Source organism: Anoxybacillus sp. EFIL (assembly GCF_013096955.1).
GTDB classification, from domain to species: Bacteria; Bacillota; Bacilli; order Bacillales; family Anoxybacillaceae; genus Anoxybacillus; species Anoxybacillus ayderensis.
Genome location: NZ_SDLH01000005.1, coordinates 152,972 through 166,413, shown reverse-complemented (window position 1 = coordinate 166,413; position 13,442 = coordinate 152,972). Strand labels below are relative to the sequence as shown.

Annotated in this window: 17 protein-coding genes; 5 read left to right on the top strand and 12 right to left on the bottom strand. The window is 39.2% G+C overall.

Annotated features, from left to right (window positions below; genetic code table 11):
* Nucleotides 1-11 precede the first annotated feature (11 nt).
* The 4 genes from ES017_RS09795 to ES017_RS09780 all read right to left on the bottom strand — a co-directional run bounded on the left by ES017_RS09795 (nucleotide 12) and on the right by ES017_RS09780 (nucleotide 3,970).
* Nucleotides 12-1,733 carry a nickel-dependent hydrogenase large subunit gene (locus tag ES017_RS09795; protein WP_021094790.1) on the bottom strand — a complete coding sequence of 574 codons (1,722 nt, stop codon included), beginning with the start codon at nucleotides 1,731-1,733 and terminating at the stop codon, nucleotides 12-14.
* Nucleotides 1,734-1,735: 2 nt separating this feature from the next.
* Nucleotides 1,736-2,806, bottom strand: a complete 1,071-nt coding sequence (locus ES017_RS09790) for a hydrogenase small subunit (RefSeq protein WP_021094789.1) — start codon at nucleotides 2,804-2,806, stop codon at nucleotides 1,736-1,738.
* A gap of 161 nt (nucleotides 2,807-2,967) precedes the next feature.
* The gene (gene tatC, locus ES017_RS09785; protein ID WP_171335026.1) at nucleotides 2,968-3,687 is read right to left on the bottom strand and encodes a twin-arginine translocase subunit TatC; all 720 of its coding nucleotides are present in this window, start codon (nucleotides 3,685-3,687) and stop codon (nucleotides 2,968-2,970) included.
* Between the two features lie 88 nt (nucleotides 3,688-3,775).
* Nucleotides 3,776-3,970, bottom strand: coding sequence for a twin-arginine translocase TatA/TatE family subunit (locus tag ES017_RS09780; RefSeq protein WP_009361196.1), 195 nt, complete (start codon nucleotides 3,968-3,970; stop codon nucleotides 3,776-3,778).
* Nucleotides 3,971-4,062: 92 nt separating this feature from the next.
* On the opposite strand from ES017_RS09780, the gene ES017_RS09775 reads away from it, so the two are divergent.
* A complete protein-coding gene (locus ES017_RS09775) occupies nucleotides 4,063-4,428 on the top strand; it encodes a GIY-YIG nuclease family protein (RefSeq protein ID WP_021094787.1) in 366 nt (121 codons plus the stop codon).
* Between the two features lie 21 nt (nucleotides 4,429-4,449).
* Here the strand turns inward: ES017_RS09775 and ES017_RS09770 are convergent, their stop codons facing one another.
* From ES017_RS09770 to ES017_RS09755, 4 genes are all read right to left on the bottom strand, one after another.
* Nucleotides 4,450-5,682, bottom strand: a complete 1,233-nt coding sequence (locus tag ES017_RS09770; RefSeq protein ID WP_021094786.1) for a dicarboxylate/amino acid:cation symporter — start codon at nucleotides 5,680-5,682, stop codon at nucleotides 4,450-4,452.
* A gap of 195 nt (nucleotides 5,683-5,877) precedes the next feature.
* Nucleotides 5,878-6,009, bottom strand: a complete 132-nt coding sequence (locus tag ES017_RS09765; protein WP_021094785.1) for a YuzL family protein — start codon at nucleotides 6,007-6,009, stop codon at nucleotides 5,878-5,880.
* A 34-nt stretch (nucleotides 6,010-6,043) separates the two neighbouring features.
* Nucleotides 6,044-6,820: a class I SAM-dependent methyltransferase gene (locus ES017_RS09760; RefSeq protein WP_042536081.1), complete on the bottom strand. Its 777-nt coding sequence runs from the start codon at nucleotides 6,818-6,820 to the stop codon at nucleotides 6,044-6,046.
* A 40-nt stretch (nucleotides 6,821-6,860) separates the two neighbouring features.
* Nucleotides 6,861-7,295 carry a BrxA/BrxB family bacilliredoxin gene (locus ES017_RS09755; RefSeq protein WP_042536079.1) on the bottom strand — a complete coding sequence of 145 codons (435 nt, stop codon included), beginning with the start codon at nucleotides 7,293-7,295 and terminating at the stop codon, nucleotides 6,861-6,863.
* A gap of 144 nt (nucleotides 7,296-7,439) precedes the next feature.
* On the opposite strand from ES017_RS09755, the gene metA reads away from it, so the two are divergent.
* Nucleotides 7,440-8,348, top strand: coding sequence for a homoserine O-acetyltransferase MetA (metA, locus tag ES017_RS09750; protein WP_021094782.1), 909 nt, complete (start codon nucleotides 7,440-7,442; stop codon nucleotides 8,346-8,348).
* 90 nt (nucleotides 8,349-8,438) lie between these two features.
* On the top strand, nucleotides 8,439-9,941 hold the full coding sequence (locus tag ES017_RS09745; RefSeq protein ID WP_042536078.1) for an MDR family MFS transporter: 1,503 nt from the start codon (nucleotides 8,439-8,441) through the stop codon (nucleotides 9,939-9,941).
* A gap of 8 nt (nucleotides 9,942-9,949) precedes the next feature.
* On the opposite strand, the gene ES017_RS09740 is transcribed toward ES017_RS09745, so the two are convergent.
* Entirely contained in the window at nucleotides 9,950-10,624 is a 675-nt protein-coding gene (locus ES017_RS09740; RefSeq protein WP_042536076.1) for a class I SAM-dependent methyltransferase, read from the bottom strand.
* Between the two features lie 64 nt (nucleotides 10,625-10,688).
* Here ES017_RS09740 and ES017_RS16125 point away from each other — a divergent pair, with 64 nt between their 5' ends.
* A complete protein-coding gene (locus ES017_RS16125) occupies nucleotides 10,689-10,820 on the top strand; it encodes a hypothetical protein (RefSeq protein ID WP_019416538.1) in 132 nt (43 codons plus the stop codon).
* 27 nt (nucleotides 10,821-10,847) lie between these two features.
* Here ES017_RS16125 and ES017_RS09735 read toward each other — a convergent pair whose 3' ends face one another.
* Genes ES017_RS09735 through ES017_RS09725 form a run of 3 tightly spaced genes read right to left on the bottom strand, consistent with a single transcriptional unit; the run spans nucleotide 10,848 to nucleotide 12,083 of the window.
* Nucleotides 10,848-11,000: a hypothetical protein gene (locus tag ES017_RS09735; protein ID WP_167333734.1), complete on the bottom strand. Its 153-nt coding sequence runs from the start codon at nucleotides 10,998-11,000 to the stop codon at nucleotides 10,848-10,850.
* A gap of 40 nt (nucleotides 11,001-11,040) precedes the next feature.
* Nucleotides 11,041-11,517: a ribonuclease E activity regulator RraA gene (rraA, locus tag ES017_RS09730; RefSeq protein WP_042536074.1), complete on the bottom strand. Its 477-nt coding sequence runs from the start codon at nucleotides 11,515-11,517 to the stop codon at nucleotides 11,041-11,043.
* Between the two features lie 44 nt (nucleotides 11,518-11,561).
* Nucleotides 11,562-12,083: a metal-dependent hydrolase gene (locus ES017_RS09725; RefSeq protein WP_042536072.1), complete on the bottom strand. Its 522-nt coding sequence runs from the start codon at nucleotides 12,081-12,083 to the stop codon at nucleotides 11,562-11,564.
* 168 nt (nucleotides 12,084-12,251) lie between these two features.
* Here ES017_RS09725 and ES017_RS09720 point away from each other — a divergent pair, with 168 nt between their 5' ends.
* Nucleotides 12,252-13,358, top strand: coding sequence for an acyltransferase (locus ES017_RS09720; protein ID WP_171335023.1), 1,107 nt, complete (start codon nucleotides 12,252-12,254; stop codon nucleotides 13,356-13,358).
* Nucleotides 13,359-13,442: the final 84 nt, after the last annotated feature.

Sequence of the window (13,442 nt, the reverse complement as noted above, 5' to 3'; positions counted from 1 at the left end):
ACACTCCCCTCCTACCCAATACGAATATGAGTCGTTTGTTTCGATTCAAGATCTGTTAAATGAACCGCACATGCTAAACATGGATCGAACGAATGGACGATGCGCAAAATCTCTAACGGCTTTTCTTTATCGAGCAATGGCGTTCCTTTTAAAGATGCTTCATACGCACCAATTTGTCCTTTATGATCACGCGGTGAAGCATTCCACGTCGTCGGAACAACCGCTTGATAGTTTTTCGTTTTTCCATCTTCAATTTCAATCCAATGACCTAGCGCTCCACGTGGCGCTTCCATCCATCCGACTCCTTTCGCTTTTTTCGGCCATGTACTTGGCTCCCATTTTGTTCGATCAAATGTAATTTGGTTTCCATTGCGAATATTCGCCAATAATGCGTCCATATCGTCACGCATCCATTTTGCAACAAGAATGGACTCAAGTCCGCGCGCTACTGTGCGACCAAGTGCTGAACGCATCGCTTCAAGCGGCCAATTCAATTTTTTCAACGTGTCATCTATTAATCCGACAAACTCATCTTTCTTTAAAGCATAGCCAACGAGCATGCGTGCAAGTGGACCTGTTTCCATCGGATGCTCTTTCCATCTTGGGGATTTTAACCAGCTATATTTTTCATCTGTATTTAATGTTTTAAACGGTGGCTTTGGTCCTGTATAACGAAGTGACGTTTCACCCTCCCACGGATGCTTACCAACGCCCCCTTCTTTTCCGTCATACGTATACCACGAGTGATCGATAAACTCTTTTACTTGTTCTGGATCTTTCGGATCGACATCGAGCACTTCATTGAAGTTTCCATTTAAAATGACACCACGTGGGAAACGGTATAAGTGAACGTCTCGAATATCGCCTGTTGAAAAATCTCCATAACATAAATAGTTGTTTAAACCACCACCATATGTCCAATCTTTATAAAATGAGCCGATCGCCAATAAGTCTGGGATGTAAACATTATTTACAAACTCTACTGCCTGATCGATAATTTGCGAAACATGCATCAAACGTTCGGCATGAATGGCATTATCGCTATTAATATCAATTGGCGTAGCCATCCCACCGACGACATAGTGAGGATGTGGGTTTTTTCCTCCAAAAATCGTATGAATTTTCACAATTTCTTTTTGCCAATCAAGCGCTTCTAAATAATGAGCAACAGCAAGTAAATTCACTTCAGGTGGTAACTTATATGCTTTATGCCCCCAATAGCCGTTTGCAAAAATGCCGAGTTGTCCACTATCCACAACTTTTTGTACTTTCATTTGAATGTCTTTAAAATAACCTGGAGACGATTTTGGCCAACTAGAAAGCGACTGAGCAATGCGGCTTGTTTCGTTTGGATCTGCTTTAAGCGCACTTAATACATCAACCCAATCAAATGCATGTAAATGATAAAAGTGAACGACATGGTCATGTAAAAAAACAGCCGCGTTCATAATGTCACGAATCAAATGTGCGTTTCTTGGAATTTTAATATCAAGCGCATCTTCAACGGAACGGATAGAAGCTAAAGCATGAGTTGTTGTACAAACACCGCAAATGCGTTGCACATATGCCCAAACATCCCGTGGATCGCGATCTCGTACAATTAACTCAATGCCACGAACGGCTGTACCTGAACTAAATGCTTCTTGAATGACACCGCTGTCATCAACATCTACTTCAATGCGTAAATGCCCTTCAATTCGTGTTACTGGATCGACAACAATACGTTCTGTCATCTTTATTCACCTCGATCATGATGTTCATCTTTTTTCTTCATTGCTGTTACCGCAGCATGAGCAGCGACACCTGCAGCAGTCACACCAACCGCAATCGCTCCGACCGTTTCTGGATTAATCGTCGTTTGAGATGCAGGAATTTTTGCACGACGAACGAAGAAAGGACCGTTATCCCAAAAACCTTTCTCGGAGCAACCGATACATGGATTGCCGGATTGAATTGGATAACTAACCCCACCGTTCCAGCGCATTTCCGCACAGGAGTTATATGTTGTTGGCCCCTTACAGCCTACTTTATATAAGCAATATCCTTGTCTTGCTCCTTCATCATCAAACGATTCCGCAAATAAGCCTGCATCAAAATATGCGCGACGATTACATTTATCGTGAATACGATGACGATAAAATGCTTTTGGTCTGCCAAGATGATCAAGCTCTGGAAATTTCCCGAACGTAATAATGTGTGCAATAACACCTGTCATGACTTCTGCAATTGGCGGGCATCCTGGGACTAATATAATAGGTTTATCTTTCACAAAATGCGTAATCGGTTTGGCTTTTGTTGGATTTGGATATGCCGCAGGAATCCCTCCCCACGATGAACAGCTTCCATATGCAATAATCGCTTTTGCTCCTTTAGCAGCGCGAAGAAACGTTTCTTTTGCCGATACGCCACCAACGGTTAAAAATGCATCGTCTGTTGGCAAGCTTCCTTCCACTGCAAGTATGTATTCTCCCGGATAATGTTCAAGAACATGTTCCAGCGCAGCTTCAACTTGATGACCCGAAGCAGCAGAAAGCACTTCCGAATATTCGAGAGAAATCATATTTAACAGCACACTTTCCACTTTCGGATGCGTCGAACGAATAAATGATTCAGAGCACCCTGTACAGTCTTGAAACTGTAACCAAATAACCGGAACACGCTGGTTCTTTTCCATCGCTGCAACCACTTGGTCCGTTTGTGAAAAATCAAGCCCCATTGTCGCCGCAAGTGCTGTACACATTTTTAAAAAATCGCGTCTCGTAAAACCGCGATCAAGCACTTCTTCTAAAATAGTTTTTCTTTTCACATAGCTCCTCCCCTTCACATGATAGCGTTTACATTTAATTATATATGATTATTTCCCTTTATGTTATTTTAATGGTTTAATTGTCACAAAATGTTCTTAAATATATTAACAACATGAAAATAGTTTTTATTATAATAAGTAGATAAATAAAAAAGCGCCTTCTATTCGGAAGACGCTTCTTGCTTCAACTGTTTTTCTTTTCGTTTATACACAAATTTCGAGATTGATATACTTACTTCATATAACAAAAGCAACGGGATCGTTACTAAAAAGTCAGAAATAAAATCTGGTGGTGTAATCGTAACCGCGATAATTACTAATACAAAATACGCGTATTTTCTTACTTTTTGTAACGCGTATGGATTAATAATGCCAATGCTTGTTAGAAACATAACGATAATCGGCAATTCAAACAATATCGCAAACGGAATCGTCATGTTCAAAATAAACCGAAAATATTTTTCTGTTGTAAACATCGTTGCGAACAAATCTTCACCGAGGCTCATTAAAAAATGAAACACCATAGGCAACACAACAAAGTATCCAAAGCATAAGCCGAGTACAAATAGTAAAAACGTAGCTGGAATATATGACAGCGTTACTTTTCGCTCCCGTGGTGTAAGAGCAGGCTTCACGAACATCCATACTTGCCAAACGAATACAGGAATCGTCATTGTAATCGCAAACACGCCAGCTAACATCACATATACCCATAAAATATCGGTCGGACTTAAAATCGTTAGCTTCACATCTAAATCAGCAATAAGCCAACGGTATAAATCTTGCACAAAAATAAATCCTAAAATAAAAAATAAAATAAGTGCCCCAACAACAATAAACACGCGTTTGCGTAATTCTTCCAAATGTTCGACTAACGTCATCTCTTTATCTTCATATCGTTTCTTTTCTTCCACGAGCGTAAACACCAACCTTTTTCCATGTTAAAAACGGCAACACATCGTTGCCGCCTTATGATTTACGCGCTTCTTTCTTTTCATCAAGCTCCTCTAATACTTCATCACGCAATCCTTTTGTTGACTTTTTAAATTCACGCAATGTTTCACCAAAAGCCCGTCCGATTTCAGGTAGTTTTTTCGGTCCGAAAATGACAAGAGCGATGACAAGGATTAAAATTAAGCCAGGTACTCCGATATTTGAAAGCATAACGTCATCTCCTTTTTTTTATACATACGCTTCTTTTATTGTATTGCTAAGATCTTCATTTTTCAATGACAAATTTTTAAGAGGTGTGAGAAATGTTTGACAATCGACATACAGTATACGCTATTTTCTTTACCATATCTAGCGATATTACCGTAAAAGTCGGGCAATTAGGCAGCTTTTTATTCCCGAGCGGAAACTATATTTATGTGGGAAGTGCGAAACGAAACATTCAATCACGTATTCAGCGCCATATGCAACTGGAAAAGCGAAAACGCTGGCATATCGATTACATTCGTCCATACGGTGAAATTACACACGTTCAAACGTATTCCTCCGAACTGAGCGAATGTGAACGAGCCCAACAGCTGTTTCAACAATACAAAGGACAATGGATTGTAAAAAAATTTGGCTCATCGGACTGCCGCTGTTTTTCCCACCTTATTTATTATAAAGAATAAACGAGGGATGTATTCCCTCGTTTAACTTGCTTTCTCATATTGTTTTTCGTATTTTTCTTCCGATTTTGCAATAATAACTGCACATGCCGCATCGCCTGTAATATTCACGACTGTTCTCGTCATATCAAGTAAGCGGTCAACTCCTAAAATAAGGGCAATTCCTTCAACAGGTAGACCAACGGATGTTAACACCATGGAAAGCATAATTAAACCAACACCTGGAACACCTGCTGTACCAATACTCGCAAGTGTTGCCGTTAAAATGACGGTCAAAAGATCGCTAAATGTTAAGTCCACACCATACACTTGTGCGATAAACATCGTTGCCACACCTTGCATAATGGCTGTTCCATCCATATTAATTGTGGCTCCAAGAGGTTGAACAAAACCGCTAATGCTCTTCGGAACGTTTAAATTTTTTTGTGCTGTTTCCATCGACACTGGCAACGTAGCATTGCTGCTCGATGTACTAAACGCAACAGCCATCGCTGGAGAAAATCCTTTAATAAATGCGATAGGGCTCATTTTCCCAAGTGTCCATACCGCCGTACCATACACGACGAAGAAATGAATAAATAACGCTAACAATACAGCAAACATATATTTCCCCATCGCTGCAATCGCATCAAATCCTTGTCCGCCAATCGCAATCGCAATTAATGCGAACGCACCATATGGCGCAAATTTCATCACCCATTCTACTAAATACATGAGAAGATCATTTGCTTGCTCTACGATGACTCTCACTTGTTTTACTCGATCACCAAGGCGGGCGACAGCCATTCCAACAAGCACCGCAAATACAATGACTTGTAACATATTTCCTTCAACCATGGCTTGGAATGGGTTTGTTGGAATAATATTCAATAATGTGTCTACAACCGGCGGAGCTTCTTTCTTTTCAAACGATGCCCCTTCTAAATTAAAATTCCCTTCTCCTGGACGAATGACAGATCCTAATGTTAAAGCAATTATAAGCGCAAGAGAAGTAGTAATTAAAAAGAATGCAATTGTTTTCATACCAATACGACCGAGCTTTTTCGGGTCACCAACACCAGCTGCTCCTAAAACGAGCGATACAAAAACAATTGGAACAACAAGCAGTTTAATTAAGTTAATAAATATTGTTCCAAGCGGATTGAGTACGTATGTTTTTGCGAGGTCAAACCATTCTGTTGGAAGAGCTAAGTTGAAAATGAGTCCAACGATAATTCCTGCAAACATTCCTAGTAAAATTTTTTTCGTCATTGACATATCCACACCTCCATCAAATTCTGCGTCTTTTGCTGTAAAACGTATTCAACTTCGTTCGGGAAAAGGGTTAAGGGAGAGAACCTATTCAATTGTAAATGTTTTTTTTAAAATTGTAAAGAAAAAATGAATATAATTGTTAGAAAAGTAGTTTAATTTCTTTTTTTACAAAAAAAACTACCACGATAATGTGGTAGTTTACATCCGCTTTGTTTTTTTGCGACTCGAATCTACTTCAATATTTCCTGTTTCGTGTTCAGTCGTACCTTGTCCTTTGATCTCCGGTGAACTTAATCCTGTTTTCGAAGCATCCTTTTTTCGTTTACCCATTTCATTCACCTCCTACTGTCTTATTTTGCATCATTTATGAAAGTTCAATCGTACCAAAATGAAATTTTGCCGTTTTTCTTCGATAAACGAAAAAATGAAATTGCTCAAAACGTGAACTTTGCCAATGATCTTTTAGTACAACTCGTTGTCGAGCTACTCGTTTTGCTTGTTCGATATCTTCTGCTGTCACATCCGTATATAGCGCTGCCTGTTTTAATCCCCTTACTCCATCCGCTTCATCAATAGTTACTTCAAACATCGGATCCAAATAAACAACATCATATGACTGATCATCACATTGCGCTAAAAAAGAGCGAAAATCGGCATGATGTACATGAATGCGTCGCATCGCTTCATTAAGTTCAACGACATCACTTTCCCAATGACGTAACCCTTGTTTTGTTAAGTAAGCGATATGTGCACTCCCTTCAATTCCCACCACTTTTCCTTTCTCACCAACAACTAAGCTAGCAATTATGCTATCAGCTGCTAATCCAAGCGTACAATCTAAAAACGTCATCCCTTTTTGTAATTTCGTCGCTTGTAAAAACGGTTCACTTTCCCCTTTTAAAATACGCTTTGCGCGAAAGGAAGCAGAATTTGGATGAAAAAATAACGGTTCATCTCCGTTAATCAAATGGATTTCTAATCTTTCTTTCCCTACGACCAGAACAGGTTCAGCTATCTGTTGCTGGATGGCTGTAATGGAACGTTTTTGACGCGGGATGTACGGAATTTGTAATTCATCGGCAATTTGTTTCGCTTTTTCAATCATTTGTTCATTCGTTCGGCCAGCAGTTGTCACAATCATACGGTCACCCCAAAAGAAAAAGGATGTCAATTGGACACCCTTAGCAATGTTTTTCAAAAGCTTGCATAATATTTTGCATAATATTTTCAAGAGAATTGGCTTCAATATCGTGGCGTGGAATAAAATGGACAACTTCTTTTCCTTTTAATAAGGCCATCGATGGCGAAGAAGGTTCAATGCCAACAAAATACTCACGCATTTTAGCCGTTGCGTCACGATCTTGTCCAGCAAATACGGTCACAAGATGGTCTGGTTTTTTCTCGCTCATTTGTACCGCCTGAATAGCTGCTGGACGTGCAAGCCCTGCCGCACAACCACAAACAGAATTAATGACAACAAACGTCGTTCCTTCTACTTGTTCCATAAATTGTTCCACTTCTTCACTCGTCCGTAATTCTTTAAAGCCACCGCTGACTAATTCATCACGCATCGGTTGTACGACTTGACGCATATATTCTTCATATGACATAAACATACGTGCATCCCTCCAAATCATTCTTGCTTTTACAAGGATACAACAATGCAAATAGAAAAATCAATAAAATAAAAAACATTGAACAATTTTCTAAAAATTTTTATAATGAATGTATTTATATGATGTAAATGGAGGTTGAGAACATTGCCAATTAATATTCCACGTGATCTTCCAGCTAAAGAAATATTAGAACAAGAAAATATTTTCGTCATGGATGAAGATCGCGCCTATTCTCAAGACATTCGACCGTTAAACATTATTATTTTAAACTTAATGCCACAAAAAGAAAAAGCAGAAACACAACTATTGCGTTTGCTTGGAAATTCACCGCTACAAGTACATGTGACTTTTTTACGTCCCGAAACACATGAAGCGAAAACAACATCAAAACATCATCTTGATCAATTTTATACAACATTTCAACATGTTCAGCATAGAAAATATGACGGCATGATTATTACTGGTGCACCCGTTGAACATTTGCCGTTTGAACAAGTCGATTACTGGGATGAGTTAACTCAAATTATGGAATGGACAAAGACGAATGTCACATCTACGTTACATATTTGTTGGGGTGCACAAGCAGGGATGTACTATCATTACGGTATTCCAAAATACGATTTGCCACAAAAATGTTTCGGCGTATTCGATCATATGTTAGAACAAAAGCACGTCAAACTTACTCGTGGATTTGACGATATTCATAAAATCCCTCACTCGCGCCATACAGATGTGAAACGTGAACATATCGAAGCGGTTTCTGAGTTAACAATTTTATCTTCATCCGAAGAAGCTGGCGTCTGTCTCGTCATTTCAAATGATGGAAAACAAGTATTTTTAACAGGACACCCAGAGTATGATGCCACAACGCTCAAAGAAGAATATGAGCGAGATGTTGCCAAAGGGTTGGACATTCAAATCCCAAAATATTATTTTCCACATGACGATCCGAATAAGCAACCATATAACACGTGGCGTTCCCATGCGAATTTACTGTTTGTCAATTGGCTCAACTACTATGTGTATCAAGAAACGCCATACATTTGGGAGTAAGCTTTCGCTTTTTGCGAGAGCTTTTTTATTGGTAAATATGTAAAGAAGGCATATAATGTCTTGTATACATAAAGGAAGGAGACGTGCAAGATGGTTGATCAAACGAGACATGTTTCGTTTATTGTGACAGGATTGCTGTTAGCTATTTTAATGGCAGCGATGGATAACACGATTGTTGCAACGGCAATTGGGACGATCGTTGCCGATTTAGGTGGCGTGGATCAATTTGTTTGGGTGACATCTGCGTACATGGTTACCGTGATGGCTGGTATGCCGATTTTCGGGAAGTTATCCGATATGTATGGTCGAAAACGTTTCTTTTTATTCGGGTTAATCGTCTTTTTAATCGGTTCTGCGCTCTGCGGTTTAGCACAAAGCATTGTACAACTTAGCATTTTCCGCGCGATTCAAGGAATTGGTGGCGGGGCATTAATGCCAATTGCATTTACAATCGTATTTGACGTATTCCCACCAGAAAAAAGAGGAAAAATGACAGGATTGCTCGGGGCAGTCTTTGGAATGTCAAGCGTGCTTGGTCCGCTCCTCGGTGCTTATATTACCGATTACTTAAGTTGGCATTGGGTATTTTACGTCAATGTGCCAATTGGTTTATTGTCTATTTTTTTCATTGTTCGTTATTACAAAGAAACAACGCCACATACGAAGCAAACAATCGATTGGTTTGGCGCACTCACTCTCATTGTTACAGTCGTTAGCTTAATGTTCGCCCTTGAATTAGGCGGGAAAAAATATGATTGGAATTCATTCACCATCATATCGTTATTTATGATTAGTGCCATTTTCTTACTAACATTTTTGTATGTAGAAACAAAAGTAAAGGAACCAATTATTTCATTTTCGCTATTTAAACGACGAACGTTTGCTGTAGCGCAGTTGCTTGCCTTTTTATACGGTGCGACATTTGTCATTTTAGCTGTTTTTATCCCGGTGTTTGTACAAGCAGTTTATGGCGGTACAGCGAGAAATGCTGGACTCATCTTAATGCCGATGATGCTTGGATCTGTTGCAGGCAGTTCGTTCGCTGGTATTTCACAAACGAAAACATCGTATCGAAACATTATGTTTATTTCTGTGATCGCTTACTTTACAGGCATGCTATCGCTTAGTTTTATGACACCAGAAACGTCAAAATTATGGCTAACGATTTATATGGTATTAACTGGACTTGGAGTCGGATTTTCTTTCTCACTTTTACCATCGGCATCTATGCATAACTTGGAACCACGTTTTCGCGGAACAGCGAATTCAACCAATTCGTTTTTTCGCTCGCTCGGCATGACGATTGGTATAACCATTTTTGGAACAATCCAATCGAATAAACTAATGAGCGAATTACGCGAAACGTTCGGTGCGAGCACAACATCATTTATTCCTGATCCCCATGCATTGTTTGAGCCAGGGACACGGGCACAAATTCCACCAAACGTATTACAAAAAATTGTGGATGCGATGGCTTCGTCGATTACGTATTCGTTTTCTATCGCATTAATTCCGATTGCATTTGCTGCGTTAGCAATTCTCTTTATGGGAAATGAAAAATTAGAAGTGCAACAAAAAGGCAGGGGGCAGTAACACGTCCTCTACCTTTTTTGCAACATAAATAACCACATAAACGAAACAGCCTGTTTTAATTCTATTGGTAGCTGCTGAATGAAATGCTCATCGACGCCACGCTTATATACCCCTTCTTGCGCAACAATCGTGAATCCGTTTTCCTTTGCTAACTGTTCAAACTCCCATGGCATCATCGTATTACAAATGACTGCTTCATCATATAAACGACGATAGCTATTCACTCGAGGAGCGGCTGTTGGGCCGAGAATGCCTACACATACATGTGCATTTGTTTTTAATACCCGACGAACTTCTTCAAGTGCAGCAAGTGGGCGTTCGGTCCATTCCAAGCAGTTAATAATCATCGCCCCGGAAAACGTTTCATCTGGAAAAGGCAAGTTCATAATGTCTGCTTGTTGAAAATGAAGATGTTCATGATATCTTTGTTTTTTCGCTAATTCAATCATTTCGCTTGATAAATCTAATCCGATGACACGATATCCTTGTTGACATAGTTTATATGACCCGTATCCATCCCCACATCCAATATCTGCAATATATCCTTCTTTCGGCATATATGTCTTCACAAACGGGATAATCGCCTTTCGACTTCCTTTCTCCCACATGTCTTCACTACTTTGATGCCACCACTCTGCTCGCTCATCCCATTGCTTCTCCGCTTCTTTATGCCACGCGCGCATAACTCCACCCCTTTTTGAAAAAATAAACATGTTACGTTTATTGTAGCAGAAAGGAGGCGGAAACATGACAAAAAAAGTGAACGAAGGAAGTCGAAATCAAAATGCACCGACACAACACGGGCAACTATATGAAGGTGCAGGAGACAACAGTAAAGGCCGTAAGCAAAACAAAAGCCAAAGCGATAAAACAGAGTAATGAAAAAAGTCGGGCTGATCGCCCGACTCATTCTTCTCGCTTGCTAACACGAATAGCTGGTGTGTTGTTCCCAATATATAACGGAACGCCTTCTTCATGTCGATGGTCATAAAAATAACGATTGATCTCTTGTTCAGCAAACGCTACTTCATCTTCTCGCATTGTTCGTTTTTCCTCCATCGTCTATCCCCCCTAGACGATAGAATAACCGAACAAAACGTTATTCATGCAAAGGCTCGTCTGAAACAATCACTCCATCTTCATCAACATATACGTATGTACCTGGCTTCCACTCTATATCCCCGAAATAAACAACTGTGTCCCGTTTCCCTTTTCCTTCTTTTTTACTTTTGCGCGGACATGTTCCGAGGGCAAGTACACCAATTGGCATCGTACTTATTTCTTTCGAATCACGAATACATCCATGTACAATAATACCTGCTAATTGGCGATCATATGCGATTTGTGCCAGCCGATCACCCACAAGCGCACATTGTTTTGATCCTTTTCCATCAACAACGACTACACTTCCTGCTGGTACTGTTTCTAGCGCCTCTCGAACAAGCACATTATCTTCGAAAACATCTACCGTTGTAATCGGTCCATAAAACGATGTTTTTCCACCGTAACTTTGAAATGTCAGTGAACAAACGCGTACACGTTCCCCGTATTGATCACATAAATCTGCCGTTTTCATCCTCATCCCCCATTTTTGTCAATCTCAACATAATCATATTCAATTTATTCAGAAAAATCAATAAATGAAAGCGAAAAGAACGAACTGTTCTCTTCTATCGCTCCGTTCGTTAAAAAATAAATAAACAAAACGAGAAAGCAGTAAAAAAGCAACGTTTCAAAAAAGCTAGACGTACGATAAGTCATAATAAAACGATATCTTTTTTTAGAAAATGGCCAAAGTAGCGGAACACCTTGACTCGAACAGTAATCAGCTAACACATGAAACGCATAACCGAGACATAATCCGAGCGTAAAAGGAGAAAAATGTTGGAATAATAAAACGGCTGTGATCGCTCCCCATGCTAATAGCGAGTGTGTAAATCCGCGATGACCGAACGCCTTTTTCACTTGTTTCGCCACACCAAGTGAACGGCGACCAATATATGAATTTGGTTCATCAATATCAGGAAGCAACCCTCCAATCGCTAATCCGGCTGCATAGGTAACAGTAAAAGATATAGAGGTATATGTTGCAATCCCGGCACCAATGGCTAATGATGAAACAATATGAGTATGATAACGCATGGTTTTTCACCTCCCTTTTTGTAAACGTTTCACATGACATTTATTATTAACATTCATGAATTTGCGACTGTTTTTTCAATAAATATTCATTTCTTCAACCAACTTTGTGAAACTATTAGCATTATACTAGTATATGAACAAATTGACAAATGAAGCTGGTGAGAAAAAATGATAAAAAAAACACCTGCAGAACTAAGCGTTATGAAAAGTTTAGCATTTTTCGCTGTTGTTTTTCAAAGTGCGTTATTGTATGTTATGAATCATCGCTCTCCACATGCTGAGGAAGCGATTATGATCAGTATATTGTTTCAAGTCGTCAAATTTTCTGCGCCCGTGTTCGTCTTTTTAGTCGGATTTCATATCGCACAACAAACAGATGCGATTCATTATTCACGTTACATGGCCCATAAATGGAGAGAGCTCATTGTTCCATATATAACATGGTCGTTTATTTATTTGATATTATTTTCTAGTCATTCACATGCATTTGAAGCGGTGAAACAACTATTGCTTGGAGAAACAGCTCCTCATTTATGGTACGTCGTCATGATTATACAATTTCATTTGCTTATTGTCGCCATTGTTACATTTTTCCGATGGCTGAATGAAAAAAAATATTGGAAATTATTTATTATCGTTAGTGCGATCACTTACATGGGCTTCATTACATTCATTTCTCCAATCGTTCAAAGCAAATCATATATACATTACGTTGACCGTACATTTTTAGCTTATTTTTTCTATTTTTGTTTAGGTAGTATGGCTGCGTACACATTGCCATCTTGGAGAAAATTTGTTATTCGAGCCATTCCGCTTAACACGTTTTTATTTTTATCGCTTTTTATTTTTGTTGGTTATGAGTTGTTTATATCTCAAGGTGTTTTTTCTATCGATTTAAGCGCGATTACGTATTTAAAGCCGTCGATGGTGTTATATGTTACATCAGAAATTGTTTTGTTATACGGTTTGTCAATTACTATCGTACAAACAAAATCACGACTATATACAACGTTACGTTTCGTTAGCCGATATACGTATGGAGCATATATCGGACATGTGTTTTTCTTATATATGTTTGCACCGACCATTCCGACAACGATATATTCACTGTTACAAGCGGTGATCTTGTTTACAATTACAACCGTGGCTTCGGTCGGCATTTGTTATATGATACACGCCACACCATTTAGCTTACTTTTTATCGGTCAAGCGCGTGAACATCGGACACTTTCAATCCCAACGATTTCAAAACTGAAAAAAGGCATCCCGAGTTAAATTTAGGGATGTCTTTTTATTTTATTTGCACAAACCTCTTCCTATTTCCAACATATAATAAATCGGACAAATAGCAAAAGGAGG

Excerpts from the sequence above, each read along its gene's own strand:
- ES017_RS09795 (WP_021094790.1), bottom strand. The coding sequence starts at position 1,733 with ATGACAGAACGTATTGTTGTCGATCCAGTAACACGAATTGAAGGGCAT.
- tatC (WP_171335026.1), bottom strand. The coding sequence starts at position 3,687 with ATGACGTTAGTCGAACATTTGGAAGAATTACGCAAACGCGTGTTTATT.
- ES017_RS09780 (WP_009361196.1), bottom strand. The coding sequence starts at position 3,970 with ATGCTTTCAAATATCGGAGTACCTGGCTTAATTTTAATCCTTGTCATC.
- ES017_RS09775 (WP_021094787.1), top strand. The coding sequence starts at position 4,063 with ATGTTTGACAATCGACATACAGTATACGCTATTTTCTTTACCATATCT.
- ES017_RS09770 (WP_021094786.1), bottom strand. The coding sequence starts at position 5,682 with ATGTCAATGACGAAAAAAATTTTACTAGGAATGTTTGCAGGAATTATC.
- ES017_RS09765 (WP_021094785.1), bottom strand. The coding sequence starts at position 6,009 with ATGGGTAAACGAAAAAAGGATGCTTCGAAAACAGGATTAAGTTCACCG.
- ES017_RS09760 (WP_042536081.1), bottom strand. The coding sequence starts at position 6,820 with ATGATTGTGACAACTGCTGGCCGAACGAATGAACAAATGATTGAAAAA.
- ES017_RS09755 (WP_042536079.1), bottom strand. The coding sequence starts at position 7,295 with ATGTTTATGTCATATGAAGAATATATGCGTCAAGTCGTACAACCGATG.
- ES017_RS09745 (WP_042536078.1), top strand. The coding sequence starts at position 8,439 with ATGGTTGATCAAACGAGACATGTTTCGTTTATTGTGACAGGATTGCTG.
- ES017_RS09740 (WP_042536076.1), bottom strand. The coding sequence starts at position 10,624 with ATGCGCGCGTGGCATAAAGAAGCGGAGAAGCAATGGGATGAGCGAGCA.
- ES017_RS16125 (WP_019416538.1), top strand. The coding sequence starts at position 10,689 with ATGACAAAAAAAGTGAACGAAGGAAGTCGAAATCAAAATGCACCGACA.
- ES017_RS09735 (WP_167333734.1), bottom strand. The coding sequence starts at position 11,000 with ATGGAGGAAAAACGAACAATGCGAGAAGATGAAGTAGCGTTTGCTGAA.
- rraA (WP_042536074.1), bottom strand. The coding sequence starts at position 11,517 with ATGAAAACGGCAGATTTATGTGATCAATACGGGGAACGTGTACGCGTT.
- ES017_RS09725 (WP_042536072.1), bottom strand. The coding sequence starts at position 12,083 with ATGCGTTATCATACTCATATTGTTTCATCATTAGCCATTGGTGCCGGG.
- ES017_RS09720 (WP_171335023.1), top strand. The coding sequence starts at position 12,252 with ATGATAAAAAAAACACCTGCAGAACTAAGCGTTATGAAAAGTTTAGCA.